Annotated in this window: 16 protein-coding genes and 1 pseudogene; 13 read left to right on the top strand and 4 right to left on the bottom strand. The window is 43.6% G+C overall.

Annotated elements, in window-relative coordinates; translation table 11 throughout:
- Positions 1–60 precede the first annotated feature (60 nt).
- The 4 genes and pseudogenes from alaS (at position 61) to OEG80_RS04630 (ending at position 5,477) form a co-directional block, all read left to right on the top strand.
- Positions 61–2,733, top strand: coding sequence for an alanine--tRNA ligase (gene alaS, locus OEG80_RS04645; RefSeq protein ID WP_263242024.1), 2,673 nt, complete (start codon positions 61–63; stop codon positions 2,731–2,733).
- Between the two features lie 333 nt (positions 2,734–3,066).
- Positions 3,067–4,353 (top strand): aspartate kinase, encoded by a 1,287-nt coding sequence (locus OEG80_RS04640; RefSeq protein WP_011513965.1) that lies wholly within the window; start codon positions 3,067–3,069, stop codon positions 4,351–4,353.
- Positions 4,354–4,764: 411 nt separating this feature from the next.
- Positions 4,765–4,932 (top strand): annotated as a pseudogene (gene csrA / locus OEG80_RS04635) (carbon storage regulator CsrA); the annotation flags it as partial.
- Between the two features lie 170 nt (positions 4,933–5,102).
- Complete coding sequence (locus tag OEG80_RS04630) at positions 5,103–5,477, top strand: HopJ type III effector protein (RefSeq protein WP_011513967.1); 375 nt, start codon at positions 5,103–5,105, stop codon at positions 5,475–5,477.
- Between the two features lie 95 nt (positions 5,478–5,572).
- On the opposite strand, the gene OEG80_RS04625 is transcribed toward OEG80_RS04630, so the two are convergent.
- Both OEG80_RS04625 and OEG80_RS04620 read right to left on the bottom strand, forming a co-directional pair.
- A complete protein-coding gene (locus OEG80_RS04625; protein ID WP_133104483.1) occupies positions 5,573–5,884 on the bottom strand; it encodes a YeaC family protein in 312 nt (103 codons plus the stop codon).
- A 54-nt stretch (positions 5,885–5,938) separates the two neighbouring features.
- Positions 5,939–6,943, bottom strand: coding sequence for an NAD(+) kinase (locus OEG80_RS04620; RefSeq protein ID WP_020443747.1), 1,005 nt, complete (start codon positions 6,941–6,943; stop codon positions 5,939–5,941).
- A 297-nt stretch (positions 6,944–7,240) separates the two neighbouring features.
- On the opposite strand from OEG80_RS04620, the gene OEG80_RS04615 reads away from it, so the two are divergent.
- The 3 genes from OEG80_RS04615 to OEG80_RS04605 all read left to right on the top strand — a co-directional run bounded on the left by OEG80_RS04615 (position 7,241) and on the right by OEG80_RS04605 (position 9,401).
- Positions 7,241–7,963: a Bax inhibitor-1/YccA family protein gene (locus OEG80_RS04615; RefSeq protein WP_263242022.1), complete on the top strand. Its 723-nt coding sequence runs from the start codon at positions 7,241–7,243 to the stop codon at positions 7,961–7,963.
- A gap of 92 nt (positions 7,964–8,055) precedes the next feature.
- Positions 8,056–8,574 carry a helix-turn-helix domain-containing protein gene (locus tag OEG80_RS04610; RefSeq protein WP_263241012.1) on the top strand — a complete coding sequence of 173 codons (519 nt, stop codon included), beginning with the start codon at positions 8,056–8,058 and terminating at the stop codon, positions 8,572–8,574.
- Positions 8,562–9,401, top strand: coding sequence for an IS3 family transposase (locus OEG80_RS04605; RefSeq protein ID WP_263242443.1), 840 nt, complete (start codon positions 8,562–8,564; stop codon positions 9,399–9,401). The genes OEG80_RS04610 and OEG80_RS04605 overlap by 13 nt, the downstream gene beginning before the upstream one ends.
- Positions 9,402–9,499: 98 nt before the next feature.
- Here OEG80_RS04605 and OEG80_RS04600 read toward each other — a convergent pair whose 3' ends face one another.
- On the bottom strand, positions 9,500–12,364 hold the full coding sequence (locus OEG80_RS04600; RefSeq protein ID WP_263242021.1) for a heavy metal translocating P-type ATPase: 2,865 nt from the start codon (positions 12,362–12,364) through the stop codon (positions 9,500–9,502).
- Positions 12,365–12,780: 416 nt separating this feature from the next.
- Between OEG80_RS04600 and mrcB the strand changes: the two genes are divergently transcribed.
- From mrcB to purH, 6 genes are all read left to right on the top strand, one after another.
- Positions 12,781–15,264 carry a penicillin-binding protein 1B gene (mrcB, locus tag OEG80_RS04595; protein WP_263242020.1) on the top strand — a complete coding sequence of 828 codons (2,484 nt, stop codon included), beginning with the start codon at positions 12,781–12,783 and terminating at the stop codon, positions 15,262–15,264.
- Between the two features lie 99 nt (positions 15,265–15,363).
- Positions 15,364–16,236 carry a tetratricopeptide repeat protein gene (locus OEG80_RS04590; RefSeq protein ID WP_263242019.1) on the top strand — a complete coding sequence of 291 codons (873 nt, stop codon included), beginning with the start codon at positions 15,364–15,366 and terminating at the stop codon, positions 16,234–16,236.
- Positions 16,237–16,352: 116 nt separating this feature from the next.
- Positions 16,353–17,279 (top strand): 50S ribosomal protein L11 methyltransferase, encoded by a 927-nt coding sequence (prmA, locus tag OEG80_RS04585; RefSeq protein WP_149409569.1) that lies wholly within the window; start codon positions 16,353–16,355, stop codon positions 17,277–17,279.
- A gap of 179 nt (positions 17,280–17,458) precedes the next feature.
- Positions 17,459–18,715, top strand: coding sequence for a DUF3426 domain-containing protein (locus OEG80_RS04580; RefSeq protein WP_263242017.1), 1,257 nt, complete (start codon positions 17,459–17,461; stop codon positions 18,713–18,715).
- A 216-nt stretch (positions 18,716–18,931) separates the two neighbouring features.
- A complete protein-coding gene (gene fis, locus OEG80_RS04575; protein ID WP_442792462.1) occupies positions 18,932–19,192 on the top strand; it encodes a DNA-binding transcriptional regulator Fis in 261 nt (86 codons plus the stop codon).
- Positions 19,193–19,411: 219 nt separating this feature from the next.
- The gene (gene purH, locus OEG80_RS04570; RefSeq protein ID WP_263242014.1) at positions 19,412–20,992 is read left to right on the top strand and encodes a bifunctional phosphoribosylaminoimidazolecarboxamide formyltransferase/IMP cyclohydrolase; all 1,581 of its coding nucleotides are present in this window, start codon (positions 19,412–19,414) and stop codon (positions 20,990–20,992) included.
- 127 nt (positions 20,993–21,119) lie between these two features.
- Here purH and OEG80_RS04565 read toward each other — a convergent pair whose 3' ends face one another.
- Entirely contained in the window at positions 21,120–22,994 is a 1,875-nt protein-coding gene (locus OEG80_RS04565) for a SurA N-terminal domain-containing protein (protein ID WP_263242013.1), read from the bottom strand.
- Positions 22,995–23,047 lie beyond the last annotated feature (53 nt).

The raw sequence follows: 23,047 nt of genomic DNA, 5'->3' as shown, positions 1-23,047 counted from the left end.
AATCGCTTGCAAAATTATTTTACTTATTCTACTAAATACATCCGTCAGTAAGGAGCCGCTGTGAGCCAGCCATTTCGCTCAGCCGATATTCGTCAAGCTTTTATCGATTTTTTCATAAGCAAGCAGCATACCCCCGTCGCCTCATCGAGTTTGATTCCACACAATGACCCGACATTGCTATTTACCAATGCCGGCATGAATCAGTTTAAAGAGACATTTTTGGGTATGGAGCCGCGTGATTATACGCGTGCGGTAACCTCGCAAAAGTGCGTACGTGCTGGTGGCAAGCATAATGATTTGGATAACGTCGGCTATACGGCGCGCCATCATACATTTTTTGAGATGCTTGGTAATTTCTCTTTTGGCGATTACTTTAAGCAAGCCGGTATTAGTTATATTTGGGAATTTTTGACCTCAGATGAATGGCTTGCGATTGATAAAAACCGCTTGTATGTGACCATTTATGAGACTGATGACGAAGCCTTTGATATTTGGCATAAAGACATCGGTATCCCAAGCGAGCGTATTATCCGTATTGGTGATAATAAAGGCGCGCCTTACGCCTCTGATAACTTTTGGACCATGGGCGATACCGGTCCATGCGGTCCTTGTACCGAAGTATTTTATGACCATGGCGCTGATATCGAAGGCGGTTTACCGGGTACGCCTGAAGAAGACGGCGACCGCTATATTGAGATTTGGAACTGCGTCTTTATGCAGTTTAATCGTCAAAAAGACGGTACTATGCTGCCGCTACCAGCCCCAAGTGTTGACACCGGCATGGGACTTGAGCGTATCAGTGCCATCATGCAAGGCGTACATGGCAACTATGAGATAGATTTATTCACTCATTTAATGGATGCGGCGGCTGAGATTTTAGAGATTGAGAATCAACAACAGTCATCATTAAAAGTCATCGCCGATCATATCCGTGCAGTGGCATTTTTGATTGCTGATGGCGTCACTCCAAGTAATGAAGGTCGCGGTTATGTGCTACGCCGTATCATTCGTCGTGCGGTACGCCACGGTAATAAGCTTGGTGCCGATAGCGATTTCTTTTATAAAATGGTCGCACCGCTTGTCGCTGAGATGGGCACCGCCTATCCTGAGCTAAAAGACAAACAAAGCGTCATTGAAAACGCCATTCAAAAAGAAGAAGCGCAATTTGCTAAAACCTTAGCACAAGGTTTACGCCTGCTTGCCAGCGAACTTGAAGGTCTAAAAGATGGTGACACCCTCTCTGGCGAAGCAGCATTTAAGCTATATGATACTTACGGCTTCCCCGTTGACTTGACCGCTGATATCACCCGTGAGCGCGGTATTGTGATTGATGAAGCGGAGTTTGATGAACATATGCAAGCACAGCGTGAACGCGCGCGTGATGCAGGCAAGTTCGACGTTGATTATAGCAGTGTCATTCAAGTAGAGAATCCAACGACCTTTATCGGTTATGAGCAGCTTGAAGAAGAAGGTGTCACGATTGATGCGCTGTATCAAGATGGCAATCCAGCCGATAGCTTAACTGAAGGTATGGAAGGCGTCGTAGTACTTGACCGTACACCGTTTTATGCGGAAGGTGGTGGTCAGGTTGGTGAGCTGGGTGAAATTCGCACCGCGACTGGCGTTTTTGAAGTGCAAGATACCAAAAAATCTGGTCAAGCTATTATTCATTATGGCGTGGTTACCATGGGCGGGATTAACGCCCAGCAAACTGCCGATGCACAAGTATTATCGAGCATTCGCGCAGCCAGTGCCAAAAACCACTCTGCCACACATCTATTGCATGCTGCATTAAGAGAAGTATTGGGTGATGAAGTCACGCAAAAAGGCTCGCTAGTATCAAGCGAAGTATTGCGTTTTGATTTCTCCTATGACAAGCCCGTCAGCACTGCTGAAATTACGCGTATCGAACGCTTAGTCAATGAGCAAATTCAAGCAAACACCCCTGCTCGCATCGAGAATATGTCTATTGACGAAGCGATGAAACAAGGTGCAATGGCATTGTTTGGCGAAAAATATGGTAGTGATGTTCGCGTCTTAACCATGGGTACTGGCAGTATCATCGATGGTCAACGTAAGCCCTTCTCTATTGAGCTTTGTGGTGGTTTGCACGTTAAACGTACCGGTGATATTGGTGTTTTAAAAATTACCAGCGAATCAGGTATCGCTGCTGGCATCCGCCGTATTGAAGCCGTCACTGGCATGAATGCGATTAAAAATATCCAGCAAAGTGAGCAGCAGCTGAGCGAGCTTGCCAGTCAGCTAAAAGTTAAACGTCCAGAGGTTGCACAGCGCGTGCGTACCATGGCGGATAAGCAGCGCGAACTTGAGAAACAACTAGAGCGTTTAGAGCAAAAAATCGCCAGCGCCCAAGCCGCAAACTTGCTTGATGACGTGCAAACCATCGCTGGTACGCCAGTACTTATCAGTACCTTAAGTGGTATCGATGGTAAATCTATCCGTACGTTGATGGACGATATCAAATCAAAACTACCAGATAGTGTGATTGTATTGATTGGTGATAAAGATGAGCAGTTAGCACTAGCCGCCAGTGTGGCAAAGTCTGTGACTGCGAAAGTAAAAGCCGGTGACATCATTCGTCATTTGGCAAGTGAGCTTGGTGGTAAAGGTGGTGGTAAACCTGACTATGCTCAAGGCGGCGCGCCAAAAGCTGCCAATACTAGTGCGGTTGTCAATGCCCTACCTGCTTGGATTGCGGACCAGCTTGGCTAATACCTTAAGCTGAGCAATATTGTACTAAATCAGAGATAAGATACGCGATTGGTTATAACGGTTATAACCAATCGCCATGTATCTAATGTCTACTGATACTTAAAGTTACGGCTCGAATATGATATAAAGGTCAACGCTTAGACTTATTTCAGCGTATGAAGTCTATTGGCATAATAAGACAGTAAACCATCAAAAAGTAAAACAAAGGGCGCAGTTCTTATAATCTGGCTTTATCGTTATTAAAATCAATCTAGCACTTAATTTAGACAGTGCCATGACGAATTGATGTCTCTCAATAACAGATAACCATTGGTGAATAATAGGTAGATTTTTATGGCGTTAATAGTACAAAAATATGGCGGCACCTCGATGGGCAGTATCGACCGCATCAAAAACGTCGCCAAACGAGTCAAACGCTGGCATGACAATGGTCATCAAGTAGTCGTTGTCGTGTCTGCCATGAGCGGTGAAACCAACCGTTTGATTGATTTAGCACGCCAAATCAGTAGCCAGCCCGATCCTCGCGAATATGACCAAATGGTCTCAACCGGCGAGCAGGTGTCTATCTCACTGCTTGCCATGGCGATTAAAGAGTTAGGTATCGGTGCACGTTCATTTACCGGTCGTCAAGTCGCTATTAAAACCGATAATGCTCACAATAAAGCGCGTATCGAAAGTATCGATGACAAAAACATTCGTGAGCAGCTAGATGCTGGCAACGTCGTTATTGTCGCAGGCTTCCAAGGTATCGACGAAGAAGGCAATGCGACGACGTTAGGGCGCGGCGGCTCTGATACGACAGGCGTAGCGATTGCCGCGGCTTTAGGCGCTGATGAATGCCAAATCTATACTGATGTGGATGGCGTCTATACCACTGACCCGCGCGTCACCTCAAAAGCCAAAAAACTTGAAAAGATTACTTTTGAAGAAATGCTTGAGATGGCAAGTCTTGGCTCTAAGATTTTACAGATTCGCTCAGTAGAATTTGCTGGCAAATACGGTGTACCGCTGCGCGTATTATCTAGCTTTGATGAAAACAACGATGGTAGCTTCGACCAAGAATTTCAAGACAATGTCGGCACCCTAATTACGATAGACGAAGGAGACAATATGGAACAGGCAATCATCTCAGGTATCGCTTTTAATCGAGACGAAGCAAAAATCGTCGTACGCGGTGTCCCTGATCACCCTGGCATTGCTTCTGCTATCCTCAGCCCTATTGGCCGCGCCAATATCGAAATTGACATGATCGTGCAAAACCTATCTACCAACGGTATGACTGATTTTACTTTTACCGTTAATCGTACGGACATGGAAAAAACCATGAAAGTACTAGAAAGCGAAGTCAAAGATGAAATCGGTGCTAAAGAAATATTGGCCAATGATGAAGTGGTTAAAGTCTCATTAGTCGGCGTCGGCATGCGCTCGCACGCAGGTGTTGCTAGTCTTATGTTCCAAACCCTTGCGGAAAACAACATCAATATTCAAATGATATCGACTAGTGAAATCAAGGTATCTGTTCTTATCCAAGAGCAGTATCTGGAAAAAGCGGTAAGATCTCTACATACGGCCTTTGGTCTTGATCGTGAAGACGGTGAAAGCAAAATCGCTGGTTTATAAGAATGAGCGTATAAACACTTTACTAAAGCCGTATAAAAATAATAGGCTTTAGTATTTGTTCAATAAACTGCGATTTATTATTTTCAACAATGCTTAATACTTAATTAAATAGGGTCTTATTAAGACCCTATTTTCTTTTTTTATTATTGCTGAGGTTATTATAAAACCAATAGTTTTGTGAAAACCCGTGACAGTATCTGTTATGCCCCCTATAATGAGGGTTTCATTTGGGCTAAATGAATTTATCTATCATTATCGCTATTAGCATCCTATTTTGGGTAAAATTTATAAAACAATGTTTATGACATTTATTTTATAACAGCTGCCTATTTTGTGCAGCGATAATGTCCTGTAATTGAGACGCAATCTGATGAGTAATAATCTGTTGATGCGACATAAGGAGTGTGACGCATGTTAATTTTGACACGCCGCGTGGGCGAAACGCTAATGATTGGCGACGAGGTCAGTGTGACTGTCCTAGGTGTCAAAGGCAATCAAGTACGTATCGGCGTTGATGCGCCAAAAGATATTGCCGTACACCGCGAAGAGATTTATCAGCGCATTCAACATGAGCGCACGGTACAGTCGCAAATGCAGCATCTTGAGCAAGGCAGCTTTGCGCCTTCATTTGATGATGAAGACTATTTTAATCGCTAACCTGTTAGCTTCATATCCAACTATCAATAATCATTAAGCTTGTATCAAGCATGCTAGTTTTGGCTTTTTAACAGCTTTGAGGTCATTTATTTATGAGTATCCGCCAATCAGATGTATCGGCTCTACTTAATGGTTTGAATAAAAAAGCCATTGGATTCAATGATGTCATCAGTTTTATTGATGATTTTTATCGTTATGCGCCAGCGCCTTTTGTGAATGGCATGGCACATAATGCTGCTGGTGAAAACGAAGGCAGCGCCAAGATTTTTGGTTTTGCAAAGCATCACGGCTTAAATCAATTAGATACGCTAAAGTTGTTTGGTGAGCATTACCAAACAGTTCAAGCGACGCCTAAAGGAGTTGATCATCCCAATATTCGCAATTTTTTACATTGGGGCTGGCAAGGTTTTTTAATGGAGAAGAATCCATTAACACTGCGCCCTAGCGTAGATACCAGCACGCTTTAATGGTTTATGATTGACGATTATAAAAAAGCCACACTATGATGATAGCGTGGCTTTTTTTATGCTTCATTTTTTATCAGTGCATTTAGATAGTAAGTCTATTTATCACGAAACTTCACGGGCTGTACTGCGCCTTTCGGATTTGGCATATTGGGATAATGATGTTCATGTTCAACATCACATTCAGCGCCAACGACCGAACCATCTTCTCTGACCGGCTTATGAATATAACCAGTTCGCTCAGTAGGCGCCAGATGTTCATGTTCCCATACCATCACGGCTTGCATACAGGTCTCGCGCTGCTCAGCAGTCAGCTTACGACCGTCTTGCCATTTGCCAAGCTCAATTGCCATACGAAATTTATCGACCACTTCAGGTGTTAGGCTTGCTAATATCGTTTGTTTGTCCATCGTGCCTACTCTCCACTACTATTTTTATATCACATTTTTGTCTAATAAAGACGCTTATTCATCGTCCATGATATCATCATCAGCGTCGAGACTGAATTCCTCAGCATGCACATTCCAGTGTAACTTCGTCCGGCACGCTTCATAAAAGTCAAACCCTGGCGGATGTAGCAAGGTTAATTTATCCGGGTGCTTACGAATATATAGACGCTGCTCTTGTTCAAGCGGCGTGCTTGGTTTACCGTCAGCACTGACCATCGGTTGGGTGCGGTTGTCCTCATGAATACGAATACAAATCTCGCTGGTGCCACTGACCACAATAGGGCGACTTGACAGCGTGTGCGGGTGCATAGGCACCAAACATATGGCATCCATGCTTGGATGTATAATAGGACCACCACCAGAGAGCGCATAAGCTGTCGAGCCCGTCGGTGTCGCTACGATGAGACCATCACTGTGCTGCCGATAAACATCATGCCCATCGATTTTCATCTGAAAATCAATCATATGGACAGACTTACCAGCGTGCAACACGATATCATTGAGTGCCATGTCTTCATGAATAATCTTACGACCTTCACGAATCTCCATTGTGAGTAAAAATCTATGGTCTAACTGATAATCGCCCATCAGTACTTGGCGCAATTTAAACGCCGCTTCATCAGGTTTGACATCGGCTAAAAAACCAAGGCGGCCACGGTTAACCCCCAAGACAGGTACACGATAGCGCGCTAGTGCTTCGGCAGCATGGAGTATAGAACCATCACCGCCAACCACAATGACCAAATCACAAATCTCACCGATAAGGCTACGCTTAACAATTTTGACCCTCTCAATATCAGTGAGATTCAGAGTTGGCAAGTTAGCAGTTTGCACATCCATAATCAACGTAAGATTCATATCGTTAATTATTTGGGCAATCTGCCCAAGACTTTGGGTTACGCTGCGCTTTCCAGCACGACCCATCAAGCCAATACGGCGAAAAGCTGGATTTTTGATAGCGTGGAACAGCTCTGATTCATGTAGGTGCGGCAATCTTGCGGACTGCGCTGAGGTTTCCATAAAACGACTCGGCATGATGGTAAATTACAGAGTAATGATAACGAGAAATGGGCGATTAGACTAGCCTGTTTATCAATTATCGTTGTTAACGGTCGTAATTGACCCCATATAAAAGCCAACATGCGCTGTTTCGGGCGTATGTATTTAGCTATTTGATATCGCTGTGTATAGGAGCGAAATCGACTCAATAGTTGCGCAAAGCCTTATACGCTGTCACGTAAACACCGTTGACAATAATGGCGATTTTGCTAAAGTAGCTGACATAACTATTATTTATATTTTATTGAGGACAACTTTATGGCCAATCCTATTGTCAGTCGCGCAGAGCTTGCCGTCGGCGGTGCGCCGATGACAGTGAAGGGCGTAATTCAAAAAACCAGTTTATTGCTTGGCTTATCGGCGATTACTGGTATTGGATTTTTCTTTTATGCGTTGATGGCAGGTTTATCACAAGGTTTTATCACGATGGCAGCCTTCGGTAGTATGTTTGCTGCCTTTGGTCTTGCTATCTTTATCACTTTTAAACCGCAAAAAGCTAAGACGCTTGCCGTCCCATATGCACTTTTGGAAGGTATATTCTTAGGTGGTATTTCACTGTTTTTCATGAGAATGTATCCAAGTGTACCAGTCGCTGCAATGTGTGCGACCTTTGTAACAGCAGCGGTTATGCTAGGGCTATATCGCTCAGGCTTGGTTAAAGTGACTGAAAAGTTCCGCTCAATCGTCACCTCAGCCTTGATCGCTATCATGCTAGTTTATGTGGCGCAGTGGGTACTTTCTTTAGCATTTGGTTCAAGCCTGCCTTTCTTGTTTGAAGGCGGCGCTATCGCTATTGGCTTTAGCTTATTTGTGATTGTTATCGCCTCTTTTACACTGTTATTAGATTTTGATAATATTGAGCGTGGTGTGGCAATGGGTGTGTCAGAAGACTACGAATGGTTATTCAGTATTGGTCTTCTTGCAACGCTAGTGTGGATGTATATCGAATTTATGCGTCTATTAAGCTATCTACAAGATTAGTCAAATAGCTGTTCGATAGTCATTGAAATAAAAAAACCGTCTTTTATTGAACCGACCCCCATAAGTTGGACACACCTTATGGGGGTATTTTTATGCGTTACGATCTAGACTTTAAGATGCAAGTCATCGCATACTATCGGCAAGGACATACCGGACTTGCCACAAGTGAGAAGTTTAAAGTAGATTCGAAACTTGTACAAAAATGGGTTAAGCAATACCAAAGCGGTGGTATAGACGCGATCAAGCCAAAGACAAGTAAGGCCAAATACAGCAGTGGGTTTAAATACAAAGTGATTACGACCATGCTGACGCAAGGATTAAGTCAATCCGAGGTCGCTTTAACATTTAACATCAGCTCACCGGCGCTAATCAGTCATTGGCACAAAGCATATCGACAACAAGGCATGTCTGGCCTAATATCCAAACCCAAAGGTAGAACCGCCATGAGTAAACCCTTTATCACAGACAAACCAGATGATGAGAAAACCTTAGCAGAGCTTAAGCGTGAGAATGAGTACCTACGTGCAGAGAACGCCTACCTAAAAAAGCTCGATGCCTTGCTCAAAGCGGAGGAACAAGCAGGCAAAAAGCAAGGCTCATCGAAGCACTAAGACAAGCGCACCCTTTATCTGCTTTGCTAAACATCGCTAAGATGGCTAAGAGTGTCTTTTACTACCATAGGTGCCAGTTTGACGTTAAAGACAAATATGCAGACTTAAAACAGCGTATTGCTAAGCTGTATCATAAGCACAAAGGCAGGTATGGCTATCGCAGAATAACGGCCGCGCTAAAGCAGTTAGATTGTCATCATAACCATAAGCTCATCGCTAAGCTTATGCATGACATGACCCTTAGCGCAAAGATAAGACGTCAGAAGTATCGCTCCTATAAAGGACAACAAGGTAAGATTGCGAAGAACTATTTAAAACGCCAGTTTCATGCAGATAGACCGAACAAGCGCTGGCTCACCGATATTACCGAGTTTAAGGTCGGTGATGATAAGCTGTATTTGTCGCCCATACTAGATTGTTATAACAATGAGATTGTCAGTTATACACTCTCAAAGAGACCGACTTATGACTTAGTTGGCAAGATGCTAGAGGATGCTTTGGCAAAGACGAAAGCGTGTCGTGATAAGACGCTCATGCTACATTCTGATCAAGGATGGCATTATCAAATGAGACTGTTTGGACAGGTGCTGAAACAGCATGGTATTAAGCAAAGTATGAGCAGAAAAGGCAACTGTTTGGATAATGCGCTCATGGAGGGGTTCTTTGGTACCCTAAAGTGTGAGACGATTTATATTGAAAAGCCTAATTCGATTGAAGGTTTAGAGAAACAGATTCATGAGTATATTCACTACTATAATCATGAAAGAATTCAACTCAAACTAAAAGGACTGAGTCCTGTTAAGTACAGAACTCAGTCCTTGATATAAACTAAACCGTCCAACATTTGGGGGTCAGTTCATATAAAGACGGTTTTTTTATGGGTAATCTTCAGAGATTTTTTTAAATGAGTTTAAGCTGGTTTAAATTAAGCGCGCTTTAGACGCAGCGCATTTAATACGACAAATAATGAGCTTAGTGACATGCCAATAGCAGCTAGCCAAGGTGGCACATAACCCAAAGCTGCTGGTATCAAAACACTGCCATTATAAATAAGTGCCCAGCGCAAGTTTTGTTTGATAATGCGTTTGGTTTTATCAGCGATACGTTTCGCTGCAATAATAGCTTCGATTTGTCCGTTTAGGATAATACTGTCACTAGATACTTGCGCCAAATCTGCTGCACCGGCAATCGAGGTTGAAACGTCTGCCGCTGCCAATACTGGCGCATCATTAATACCATCACCAACCATCAATATCACTGCACCTTGAGCTTGTAGCTGCTGAATATGATTGACCTTGTCCATTGGCGACAGTCCGTTATACGCAGACTGCATACCCAAATTTTCAGCCATTACCAAGGCTTGCGGACTTGGGTCACCTGTGAGCATGACAGGCTCGATACCTAATGCTTTCAAGCTATCCAGCATAGATTGAGCGCTATCACGTACCTTATCATTAAAATAAAAACATGCCAGTGCTTGCCAGCTTGCTGATTCATCCTTTTGACAAGATAAGACTACCGCTGAGCTGGCGCGCTCGGCAACTAAATCAATCATTAAGTCTTTATCTGCATTGGCAACATTATTCATTTTGTCTAAAGCAAAATCTACATGACCAATACGATATAGCACATCATCCATCATTGCTTCAACGCCACCTGCTGGATAATGCTGCAGCGCTTGTGTCGCTGGCAGATGCAGCTGATAGGCAGCGGTCAGTAGCGCATGAGCAATCGGATGGCGACTGCCTACCTCTAACGCCGCCGCAATGGCCAATACATTGTCTCTTTGCTCATCTGCCTTTGTGATGACACTTGTATCAGTAAGTAGCTTAATGTTTAATAAATTGGGTTTACCATAGGTCAAGGTTCCCGTTTTATCAAATGCCACATGGGTAATTTCAGCAAGCGTTTGTAGGGTATGCCCGCGCGTCGTCAAAAAGCCATAGCTGGCCAATCTATTGGTCGATACGGTAAGCGCAATTGGTGTCGCTAAAGACAGCGCACAAGGACATGTCGCGACCAATACCGCCACCGTTGCCCAAATCGCTTGGCTTGGGTCCACGATATACCAGCCAATAAATACCAAGACAGACAATACTAAAATACGCGCCACAAACCAACGTGCTAGCTTATCTGCTTGCTGTGCAAGTTTTGGCTTTTCACTCATTGCCCGATTCATTAGCCTGTCAATCAAACCGATTTGGCTGTCTTCTGGTAACGCTGTGACCAACATCTCAAATGGTTGGCTGTCGTTTTGTGCACCGCCAACGATATAGTCGCCTTGGGTCTTAGTGATTAAATCACCTTCACCTGTCAGTAGGCTTTGAGAAACTGTGGCGGTTGAGCTGAGCAAGATACCATCACTGATAATCTCAGAACCTGCCTCAACCATGATGATGTCACCCACTTGCAAGCTATGAGCGGTCACCATCTGCTTTTCTTTTGCCTCATCGTTTGTATTTGAGACAGTTAATCGTTGCTGACGAGTCTGCTGCCATTCTTGAGCAATACGTGATGTTAACTGATAGACATTAGCATCCATACTTTGTGTAAAATTAGGCGTAGCACTCACTGTATTTTGACTATTTACCTCATTACCAACTACGGTAACAGCCCCATTAACAGCTCCATTATCAACCTTATCAACAGACTCTTCGTTTTCTTGTTTAAGCGCATTTTTCTGCACGCTATTTTGTTCTAATAGCTGCAAAATACTTGCAGCAGAGTCTTTGTCTTCAGCAATTTTCTGTACCAATACTGGCTCAACTACCACCAAATCGTTTGCCATAGTTGCCGCTTTTAGGCGCGCATTGTGCTCAATATAACGACCTGCCAGCAAGAAGAAAATAAACATACTGACTGAGTCGTAATAGGTCTCCCCTTGTCCAGTAATGGTGGCAAATAGACTGGCGAAAAATGTGACAATCAAGGCAATACTAACGGGCACGTCCATATTGACTTGGCGAGCACGAATCGCTGACCATGCTGACGTAAAAAATGGTACACCGGCATAAAAGAATACTGGCGTACTGACGAATAAAGACACCCAACGCAAAAAATCTCGCTGAAATATCAGCATATCGCTATATTCACCGAAATAAATTGCCACGGCATACATCATCGCTTGCATTGAGCCGAGTGCCGCGATACCAAGCCTTATTAGCATTTGGTTGTTATGACGTGCTAGCATGGCTTCGTGGGTATCTTGCCGATAAGGCTTGGCTTCATAGCCAATTTCATTGATAACCGCAAGAATCCGGCTAATCGGTAGCTTGGTCTCATCCCAAATCACCCGCATGCGTTGATTGGTCAAATTAACCTGACATTTACTGATGCCATCTAACTCATCAAGCCGCGATTCAATCAACCACGTACAAGCGGCGCAGCGCAGATTATTGACAGACAACTCTGCTACCGACATACCGTCTTGGGCGTAGACAAACTGTGATTTTATTTCATCATGGTCATAAGCTTCAAGGCGGGTCATCTGAACGGGTAAGCTTGCCGTACGGTTAATCTCCGAGCGATCAAGATAATATTGCTCAAGCCCCGCTTCCACGATACTTTGTGAAGCTAACTGGCAGCCCATACAACACATCTCACGCGATTTACCTAATATATCGGTATGAAACGGCGGCTGCGGCACGGGATCACCGCAATGAAAACAATGACCCGCCAGCGGTAATACCAGACCGTCAATAATAGAATTGTCTTGATAATGAGTATTGGTTTTTGATGACCTTGGTAATGTCGGTGATGTTGGCGGCATAGGAGATGGAATACTGGACATAATCGCACTTATTTCCTTTAGACAGAACATTGAGTAAATAGCTTTAAATCAAGGCTCTATCATCTGATCTACTCGATATCGAGAAAACCATTATTTTTGATGTATATTGGTTAACTGGCTACTATATTTGGGGCTACGCGACATTGATGGTTATGCTTCTTTAAAATAGCGCGTGTTAATGCAAACCATTACTCTTACTCAAAATTGAGACAGTGTTACGACAATAAGAGGTGGCGGATACTTTCAAATAACCATCATTGCTTTTATAAAGATTATACTATAAGCACAGGCTCTCAGCAGTATAACTCCTGAGCGCTGAGAGCAAATGAATGCCTGCGTTGATGATGATAGATTGAAAAATTTGTCAATTTGCGTCATTATGAGGCAGTTTTTCATCCCAAAATGGTGTGTCATCAGTGCAAAAATCTAATTCTAAGCAACCACAGTCCTCTAAGCCTGCTATCAATACGCTACCTTCCCAGCAGCGCGGTGTGGTGTTTAGTAGTATTTTATTAATTGTTGTCATCGCTGGCATGGTGCTATTAGCACTATACTTGGTCAAACTTGATCGCACCATTACTCACAAGTTTGAGGGTAAACGCTGGGATATTCCTGCCAAAGTATATTCGCAGCCGCTTGAATTGTATCAAGGCGCCAACGTCGATAAAGACACGATGAAGAAATGGCTTGAGCTACTTAATTATCAAAGTGATAAAGCCTATGATCGCACGGGCACTTATCATAAATCAGGTAATACCTATTTTATTCATACACGTGGATTTACTTATAGCGCTAATGATATAGATCAAGAGCAAGTCATCAAAATGACTATTGCTGGTGATAAGATTGAGTCAGTACAAAGTACTGTGGCGGCGAAAACCGGCATTATCCGTCTTGAACCGGTGAATATCGGTGGTATTTACCCAGATAGTAATGAAGACCGTATGGTTGTCTCGTTAGATCAAGTACCGCAGCCGCTTATTGATGCGCTGATAGCGACAGAAGATCGTGGTTTTTATGAACATAAAGGGGTATCGATACGTGGTATCGCTCGTGCAGTCATCAATAACTTCTCTGGTGGATCACGTCAAGGTGGCTCGACCATCACACAGCAGCTGATCAAAAACTTTTATCTGAATTCAGACCGCACAATGAAACGTAAAGCCAATGAAGCCTTGATGGCTGTGTTACTTGAGCTGCATTATAGTAAAGATGAGATTTTGCAAGCATATCTCAATGAGATTTATCTGGGTCAAAATGGCAAACGCTCTATTAATGGTTTTGGGTTGGCATCACAATTTTATTTTGATAAGCCGCTCAATGAGCTCCGCCTAGATCAGCAAGCACTGCTTGTCGGTATGGCAAAAGGACCGAGCGTTTATAATCCGCGCCGCCATCCAAACGATTCAAAGGCGCGTCGCGATGTTGTGCTTAGCAATATGTTGGCGGTCGGCTCGCTCAGTCAAGAAGACTACGATAAAGCATTAAAAAACTCACTTGGGGTAGTTGATAAGCCTGTTGAAGGTAAAAGCCAATTCCCTGATTTTTTAGATATCGTCAAGCGTGAACTAAATAAAGTCTATTATTCCGATGATCTCAAAAACGAAGGTCTGATTATCATTAGTACGATGGACCCTATTGCCCAGTTGGCAGCGGACAAAGCGGTTGAGAGAAAGCTTGGTGAGCTACGCCGTAGTGGTAGCAAAACCAAAGATTTACAAGGGGCGCTGGTCAGTGCCAACCCTGAGACGGGTGAGCTGGTTTCTGTTGTCGGTAGCGGCAGCGAATTTACTGGCTTTAACCGTGCGGTCGATGCCAAACGCCAAGTAGGCTCATTATTAAAGCCGATTATTTATATGACCGCTCTAGAAAGTGGTCGCTATAATTTGGCAAGTTCGGTTGATGACTCCCCTATTACGGTCAGTCTAAGCGACGGTACCGAATGGAATCCCAAAAACTATGACAATCGTGATCATGGCTACATACCCTTTACCACAGCGCTGTCGCAATCGTATAACCATAGTGCCGTACGCTTAGGGATGGAGTTTGGAGTCGACACCTTTGCCAAGCAATTAAAACGTATGGGCGTTAAAGAGAAAATACCCCCTTATCCTGCAACATTATTGGGCTCAGTCAATCTAAGCCCGATGGACATGCTTGGGGTCTATCAAGTCTTTGCAACGGGTGGTTTCCGTACGCCTATTCACAGTATCCGTAGTGTGATTGATGATCGCGGTAGTATTTTGCAGCGCACAGGCTTAAATACTCAGCGCAGTATTCCGCCTGAGACCAACTTTTTGATTAATTATGCGTTGCAAGATGTCGTCAAGAACGGTACAGCTAGACGCGTGCAATCGCTTGGTAGCAATCTAAACCTTGCAGGCAAAACAGGTACTACCAATGATTACCGCGATGCGTGGTTTGCCGGTTATAGTGGCAACTATGTCAGCGTGGTTTGGGTTGGACGTGATGATAATAAACCGATTGGGCTTAGTGGCGGTAGCGGTGCTTTGCCAGTTTGGGTCGATTATATGAATCGTCTAAAACTGACACCTGTTGCGCTACCAGAGCCAGAAGGCATCGAATGGCTATGGTTAGAGAACAACTCAGGCAAGCTGTCTAATGAGCGCTGTGCCAGCGCACGCTACTTGCCTGTTATGTCAGCATATTTGCCCCAAGAAGCCAGCAGCTGTGCGATTGGCTTATACCAACAGGATCGTGCGCGCGAGCAGATGCAGTGGCAAAATCAGCAAGGCAATATCAACAAGCAACGTCGCCGTGAAGGATTAGAGATTCCAGATGGTGAAGTTATTGATAATAACAGCAATGATGCCGAGCAAGACGGTGATACACCCAATCGTGTAGATACTTGGTATGATCGTGCTGTTGAATGGTTTTAGTGAACTGCTTCTATTTCAGTCGTGATAGCTGAAAATTTGACTTTAAAGGTTAGTAGCTGAACGATTTTAAGATTTTTAAAACTTAAAAAGGGTTTTAATATGGCGTTATCTATATTGCAAGCGTTGTTGACTCAGCAGACGATTGAAGCTCAGCCCAAAAAACAGCCAAAGCATTTGCATATAGCTCTGTTAATTAGCGCTTGTTTTGGCATGCTAAGCTTGAGTGCTTGTCAGACTGCACCAACTTCAATAAAATCGCCTTCTGCTCAAACCTTACCATCAACCAGTAGTCAAAAAACGACGCAACCTGAAAAATCCACAATAGTGACGCAGACCCCTAACACTGATCATAGTAGTTATGAAAGTGTTGAGAGTACTGAAGCTGATAAGACTGACGATAATTATCCTATCGAGCCTTATCATCCACCTGCATTAATAGAATCACCAACGGAATCGGTAACAGAAAAGCCACCTGTAATCTTGGGGTCTAATCAAAGCACGAGTCAAACTCCGATCGTAACTCAGCCTGATGCCGTGATCCTCACGCCTGCTCGTGAAGATGAAGTGATATATGTGCCATCTATCCCGTCGCATAATGAGCTACTAGAGCGTGCGCGGCAGAACTCGCAGCGCAGTCAGAAAACCACCAACAATAATAGCAACTTGCCCGCCTTTCGTAACCTGATGCAAGTGGGTACTCAGCAATTAAAGGCAGGCAATTTAAATGGCGCTGAGAGTAGCTTCACCCGAGCTCAGCGCCTAGCACCCAAATCATCAGCGGTATATTTTTATCTTGCGCAAGTGGCACTCAAAAAAAACCAGCCGCGTAAGGCTGAAGCAATGGGACGGCGTGGGCTTAGTGTTTCTCAAGACAGCAGTCGCCGCCGTGCGCTATGGCAAATTATTCTACAGTCTGGACAAGCACAAGGTAATGCACGGGTGATAAAAGAAGCCAAACAAGCATTACGCTAACAGTATTATCTTTTTGATTAACCATGACGACTGACTATATAAGCGCTAAAATAGGCTTTTATAGTCGGTCGTTAATTTTTATTATCTATTTTTTATTTTGAAACAAGGTTACTTTTATGGCATGGCAACAACTTCACTTACAGTGTGAAAAAGACAACGTAGATCTCGCTGAAGCGCTATTACTAGAAGCAGGCGCGCTATCTATTGCACTTGATGATGCAGGCGACCAACCTTTATTTGAGCCACTTCCTGGTGAATCACCACTATGGGACGAGGTAATTTTAACAGGGCTCTTCGATGCTACGATAGAGACTGGAACTCGTGATGTTATCGAGCAACTCAGTCATGAGATTGCAGCCCAAGTGCAGGCGAGCCGTAGTTGGGTAAGTGCTGTCGATGACAAAGATTGGGAGCGTGAATGGATGTCCAATTACAAACCCATTGAGTGTGCCAATGACTTGTGGATTGTACCTAATTGGCTGACACCGCCTAATCCTGAAGCGACCAATATTATTATGGATCCAGGCTTGGCATTTGGTACTGGCTACCATGCGACCACTCGCCTATGTCTTGATTGGCTAACTGAGCAGGACCTTACGGATAAAGTAGTGATTGATTATGGTTGCGGCTCAGGTATCTTGGGTATCGCCGCCTTATTGTTAGGGGCGCGCCATGTTTATGCCGTAGATATTGATCCTCAAGCGGTACTGGCAACCAATCAAAATGCGGCACGCAATTCGGTCGACAATCGTTTGCAAGCGTTTTTACCAGAGGACTTTACTGCCTTTTGGCAACAGCAAAATATAGCGCCTGTAGAAGTGATGGTTGCCAATATTTTAGCCAAGCCACTGATAGGTCTAGCGCCTTATTTTGTCACCTTGATGGCACCAAAAAGTCGTATCGTCCTTGCCGGTTTGATTGAATCACAAACTGAGCAAGTGACCGAAGCGTATCAGCCTTATTTTGCGCTTGATCCTAAGCATGCTTTTACTGCACAAGAAGATCAACATTGGCAGAGATTATCTGGTACATTTACAGGCTAGCAACATTAAATTACATCTGTTACGATAGAGTAGTAGTTAAATGTTGTGTATTTGGCGCTACTCTAGAGTTGCCTGTAGTTTATAATTAATAATACTTCAACAATGGCATTGAAGTAATTGGCAGCGGTTGGTGAGTGGCTATACGGTATTCTTACTGATACCTTTTTGGATTCAACTCTATGACCACACCCATTAAAACCCAGTGTCCTCATTGTCATACCATTTTTAATATAAAAAACACCCAGTTAAATCAAAAAACCGCGACTGTCTGTTGTGAACATTGCCAGCAAATGTTTTTGGTGAATAATAATCTTATCGTCACTGCTGGTATAGACAGCAATCGTAAGCTGACAGATACAGAAGTTTCTAGCGAGCGTGATAAGAAAATTAATGACATAACCTCTCATAAGAAACATTCTATTTTAGCTGCTGCAAACTCAAATGATACAGATATCCTAATTCATGACGATATGATACATGATGACATGATTCATGACGATATCGATATTGAGGCATCTGCTGATAAGAGTCTAGAATACGACTCACTAGATAGTATGGATGCTTGGCTTACACAAGCCACCGATAACAATAACGTTACCCAAAGCGCTCTATCAGCAAGAAGTACTGCGAAAAAATTAGATAAACATTCAGATACATCCCTTGATTTATTTGAAGAAACTTCTACCTCTACTAAGCCTTCAAACCGCTCTCCTTCATCCGCAGAAGTGGCTTTAAGCTCAACGGCGGCTAACAGTATTCATGCCAATATTGATAATGATGCTGATGACTCGTGGCTCGAAAAACTGCTTAAAGAACAGCACCCACCCGAAGATACGCCAACCAATGATACTGATTTATCGCAATTACTCATTAGTATGGGCGTCGACTTTAAAGAGGAAGACCGTAATAAAGCGGCACATGCCAAAAGATTACAAGCGCAAGCCAAATTCTCACCAACACCATCCCATCGTTCAGTAGCTTCATTACTATGGACATTAGGCTGTTTGGTGCTAGTACTACTACTTTTTGCTCAGTACATTATGTTTAACTTAAATAACTTAGTTAAAAATCCTGCACATGCTCAACGCTTACAGACGATATGTACGATTGCAGCTTGTAGCCTGCCCAGTGCTGACTTGACTGCATTAACTCTGAGTGACATCAGATACCGAGCCGGTCAAATAAACAGTGCAGCTGATTCTAGTGATATAAGTGCTACTCTAAATAACCAAAGCTCACAAGCACAGCTATATCCTCATATAAAAGTCAGTGTATATGGTGCCAATGCGCTGATTGGTGAGTTTATCGCTCCACCAGATAAGTACTTGGTTGGTAAACAAAGTCAATTAGCTTCTAATGGTCGTAAGCAGTTACTCTTTACGGTACCTATTGCCAATGCTCAAATTAGTAAAATTGCTATTAATCCCATTTACTGATGTTCGCTGACTGATATTCGCTCATTAACCTCATCTTCTTAAGATGATCGCTGCTGATTTTGATATAATAGCCAACGAGAGCCTCATGGTTTTACTCTTTAACCCCAAGGACATTATCTTATGACACCACAGGCACAGTACAATGCCAGTCATGTTAACAAAAGCGCTGGTAATCCTGATTATTATAGAGAGGACTACCATCACTCAATCCGCAATGTGGAATCTACTTTAGATCACACAGGTCATGCGCATGAGCCATTACGGATACATGTTGAACACGTGGTCCGTCAATATTTTGCGATGTTAGGCGACGAGATACCAACCGACTTGTATGAGCTCATTTTAAAAGAGATAGAACAGCCCCTGTTGTCTGTTGTGCTTGAAAAAAGCCGAGGCAACCAAACCAAGTGTGCGCAGATTTTAGGTCTAAATCGCGGTACACTACGCAAAAAGCTCAAAATATATGGTTTAATGTAATACTATAAATAGTACTTTTAATATAAATAGTGCTTTTAATAAGTCTCATTCATTAATAAGTACCGTCAATCCTATTTATGACACGCTCACCTACCCTAACTAATACTATGTATGGCAGTTTGTAGTTTATGATCTTATCACTCACGATATGCTCTACACTGATTGTCATCATCACCATGCCAGACGTTTACGTCAGGCTTTTTTTATGGAAATTTTTTTATGAGTAAAGCCCCACTAGCACTACTGTCGGTCTCCGATAAATCCAATATCGTTGAGTTCGCTCAAGGTCTGATTAAAGCAGGTTTTGGTCTGTTGTCGACTGGCGGTACTTTCCGTTTACTCACAGAGCACAATGTCGCTGTCACCGAAGTATCAGACTATACGGGTTTCCCTGAGATGATGGATGGTCGGGTTAAAACGCTTCATCCCAAGATTCATGGTGGCATTTTGGGACGCCGCGGTACAGATGATGCGGTGATGAGTGAGCACGCGATTGAGCGTATTGATTTGGTTGTTGTCAATCTCTATCCATTTGCAGAAACGATTGCACGTAGTGACGTTACCATGAATGATGCCATCGAAAATATCGATATTGGCGGACCTACGATGGTGCGTTCAGCAGCAAAGAATCATGCACATGTTGGTATCGTGACTGATCCAGCTGATTATACGCGTGTACTTGAAGCATTAGGCGATGGGACGACATTAACCCATGCCTTACGCTACGATTTAGCGGTTAAAGCGTTTGAGCATACGGCACAATACGACGGGATGATTGCCAACTTCTTAGGCAGCCGTGTTAACGAGAATCAAGAGCCGGAAGATTTTTCACGCACCTTTAACGTTCAGCTAGAAAAAGTGCAAGACCTGCGCTACGGTGAAAACCCGCATCAAAAAGCAGCGTTCTATGTTGAAAATAATGCTTCAAAAAGCAAGCAAGCCTCTATTGCGACCGCTCAGCAATTACAAGGTAAAGCATTGTCTTATAACAATATCGCTGATACCGATGCCGCGCTTGAGTGTGTCAAAGCTTTTAGTACCCCTGCCTGTGTGATTGTTAAGCATGCCAATCCTTGCGGCGTTGCTGTCGATACCGATCAAGTAGCAGCATATCGTACTGCCTTTAGTACCGATCCTGAGTCTTCTTTTGGCGGTATCATTGCTTTTAACCGCCCGTTGACACTGGCTGCTGCTAAAGCCATTATCGATAATCAATTTGTTGAAGTCATTATTGCCCCAAGTATTGAAGGCGGTGTACTTGAGGCAACAGCAAGCAAGAAAAACGTGCGCGTCTTGGTTTGCGGCGACTTGCCAGCACCTGAGCTACGTGACCGTCAGCTTGATTATAAGCGCGTCAATGGTGGTCTATTGGTTCAAGAGCAAGATTTGGGTTTAATTACCGCCAATGACTTAAAAATCGTCACAGACGTGCAACCAACCGAAGCACAAATTGCTGACTTACTGTTTAGCTGGAATGTTGCCAAATACGTCAAATCTAACGCCATCGTTTACGCCAAAGATCAGCGTACCATCGGCGTCGGCGCAGGTCAGATGAGCCGTGTTAACTCAGCCCGTATCGCTGCTATTAAAGCGGAGCACGCTGGACTTGCGACCGAAGGCGCGGTTATGGCATCTGATGCCTTCTTCCCGTTCCGTGACGGTATCGACAATGCGGCACAAGTAGGGATTGCAGCGATTATCCAGCCGGGTGGCTCTATGCGTGATGACGAAACCATTGCCGCGGCAAATGAGCATGGTATCGCCATGGTCTTCACCGGTATGCGTCATTTCCGCCATTAATTCGTTATCAAGCACGTTCAGTATTAAAAATGCTTACCCTTAAATCAAAAAAAGCCACTGTATGATGACAGTGGCTTTTTTTATATTTCAAAATAGATGTATTTAGAATGGAGAGCTCATAAAGTGCTTATCGCCCTTGTGCATTTTCCATATTGGCTTTGTTAATCTCAACCTTGTAAACCATACGCAAATAGTCTAAGTAATCTTGCAGCTGATCTTGACCTAGATTATCACGAATAATAGCCGCAGTTTGCGCTCTTTGGTCTGCAGATAATGGCGATTGCTGGTCTGTTTTTATACGATCACCAACCAATACGGTTGCACCCATCTCTGTTTTGCTTGCCACGGCAACCACGACTTTCTCAGGCGCTTGCTTACTAAACGCTAAGCCGCGCTCTTTTTCTGTCAATTGCGTGGTCTGACGGTTGACTTCACCAAGTGCCTGAAACGTTACTGCCTGCTTATTGATATCGGCAGTCGTTTTGATGCCGGCGGCAAGTTTTTTCGCATCATTTAATGCTAAATCACTGGCTTTTTGCTGACGTAATAGCTGCGTAATTCTAGGGGTTGCAGCAGATAAAGACAGTGTTTTGGTCGGACGATAATTACTTGGCTGCACCCAGACTGTGCCGTTACCAACCTCGATACCTGCTGTGACCGCTTGATCTTGAATGGTGAACTCATCAAACGCTTGTTTAATCACGGCTGGCTGCGCTAGAACAGATTTATTGTTCTCTTTGCGGTAATCTTTAAGACGTTTTAATGATACATTTTCTTGCTGAGCGATATCTTCAATGCTGAAACCATCTGCCGCCAAATCGTTAATTGCCGTTACTTTGTCAGCGTAGATTTCTTGACGCTTGTACTCTTTTGCTTTGGCTATCAACTCATCACGCATACTCTCAAGGCTTGGTATTTTTTTACCATTATCTTCAGTCACCGTAAATATCTGATAACCAAAGCTGGTCTTCACCGGTACGCTGACATCGCCTACACTCAAGCCTTCTAACGCTTTCTCTACCGCAGCAGCGTCATTGCCAAATACCGACGGATTAAAGCGTCCGATATCACCGCCTGTTTCCCCTGATGGGTCATCTGACTCTGTCTTAGCAACCTTTGCAAAAGCTTCACCTTTGGCAAGACGCGCTTTGATCTTATCAGCACGCGCTTTGGCATCGTTACCAGTCAATAAGATTTGGCTGATCTTACGCTCATCGACGACGGCAAGGCTTTGCTTATAGGCTTCATATTGCTGCTGTAAATCCTCTTTAGTGACCTCGTTTACTTGGATGGTCTGAGGACTAAGCTGCAAATAAGCCAAATCGACCATAGCGGCACTTTTTAGCGTGTCTTTATTGGCATCATAATACGTTTGGATGTCATTTTTACTCAATTTAACTTTTGACACATAATCTTGCCAGTTAAAACGATGTAGCCAAATATTGCGCGACTCTAGCTGTAAATCAATCAGCTGGCTGACCGCTTTCATAGGATAAGCAGCAGTACCAACGATACTGGCATTCAGCTGATCTAAGCTCAATTGATTGCGGAACTCATCAAACAGCTGGGTTTTTGTCATATTACGTTGACGTAAAAAGCTTGCAAACTGATCATTTGAAAACTCACCATCTGCACCTTTAAAGATCTCTTCTTGGCGCAAAAGACGATTGATGGTGTCATCAGAGACGGTCATGCCAAGCTTGCCAGCCTGCTGCTCTAGCAAGGTGCGATCAATCAGACCTTTTAACACCTGCTCATGTAGCACATCTTCATTTAATAAACTGGCATCATCAACTTGGTCCAAAAGCTCAGTACGACGATTGTTTACCGCAGTCTGATACTCTGATAGGCCGATACTCGCGTCCCCTACCTGAGCGATCTGATTGGGATCGACATTACCCCCAAAGTAGCTCTCGACGCCCAATAGAGCGAGCGGCGATAGGCATAAAATCAATAAAATGCGACCCGGCCAGCTTTTTAAAAAATCGCGCAATTTATCCATAGTTATCTCTGCTTTATTAACCTATATTGATGAAAAACCATTGTAATACTATT

The organism is Psychrobacter sp. SC65A.3 (genome assembly GCF_025642195.1).
In the GTDB taxonomy this organism is placed as follows: Bacteria; Pseudomonadota; Gammaproteobacteria; order Pseudomonadales; family Moraxellaceae; genus Psychrobacter; species Psychrobacter cryohalolentis.
The sequence above is the reverse complement of the archived record's forward strand: the minus strand, read 5'-3'. Positions and strand labels throughout refer to the sequence as shown.

What these genes read in the sequence shown, in the direction of transcription:
- OEG80_RS04610 (WP_263241012.1), top strand. Translation starts at nt 8,056, where the DNA reads ATGCGTTACGATCTAGACTTTAAGATGCAAGTCATCGCATACTATCGG.
- OEG80_RS04630 (WP_011513967.1), top strand. Translation starts at nt 5,103, where the DNA reads ATGAGTATCCGCCAATCAGATGTATCGGCTCTACTTAATGGTTTGAAT.
- OEG80_RS04565 (WP_263242013.1), bottom strand. Translation starts at nt 22,994, where the DNA reads ATGGATAAATTGCGCGATTTTTTAAAAAGCTGGCCGGGTCGCATTTTA.
- OEG80_RS04590 (WP_263242019.1), top strand. Translation starts at nt 15,364, where the DNA reads ATGGCGTTATCTATATTGCAAGCGTTGTTGACTCAGCAGACGATTGAA.
- OEG80_RS04615 (WP_263242022.1), top strand. Translation starts at nt 7,241, where the DNA reads ATGGCCAATCCTATTGTCAGTCGCGCAGAGCTTGCCGTCGGCGGTGCG.
- OEG80_RS04620 (WP_020443747.1), bottom strand. Translation starts at nt 6,943, where the DNA reads ATGGAAACCTCAGCGCAGTCCGCAAGATTGCCGCACCTACATGAATCA.
- OEG80_RS04640 (WP_011513965.1), top strand. Translation starts at nt 3,067, where the DNA reads ATGGCGTTAATAGTACAAAAATATGGCGGCACCTCGATGGGCAGTATC.
- OEG80_RS04580 (WP_263242017.1), top strand. Translation starts at nt 17,459, where the DNA reads ATGACCACACCCATTAAAACCCAGTGTCCTCATTGTCATACCATTTTT.
- OEG80_RS04625 (WP_133104483.1), bottom strand. Translation starts at nt 5,884, where the DNA reads ATGGACAAACAAACGATATTAGCAAGCCTAACACCTGAAGTGGTCGAT.
- prmA (WP_149409569.1), top strand. Translation starts at nt 16,353, where the DNA reads ATGGCATGGCAACAACTTCACTTACAGTGTGAAAAAGACAACGTAGAT.
- OEG80_RS04600 (WP_263242021.1), bottom strand. Translation starts at nt 12,364, where the DNA reads ATGTCCAGTATTCCATCTCCTATGCCGCCAACATCACCGACATTACCA.
- purH (WP_263242014.1), top strand. Translation starts at nt 19,412, where the DNA reads ATGAGTAAAGCCCCACTAGCACTACTGTCGGTCTCCGATAAATCCAAT.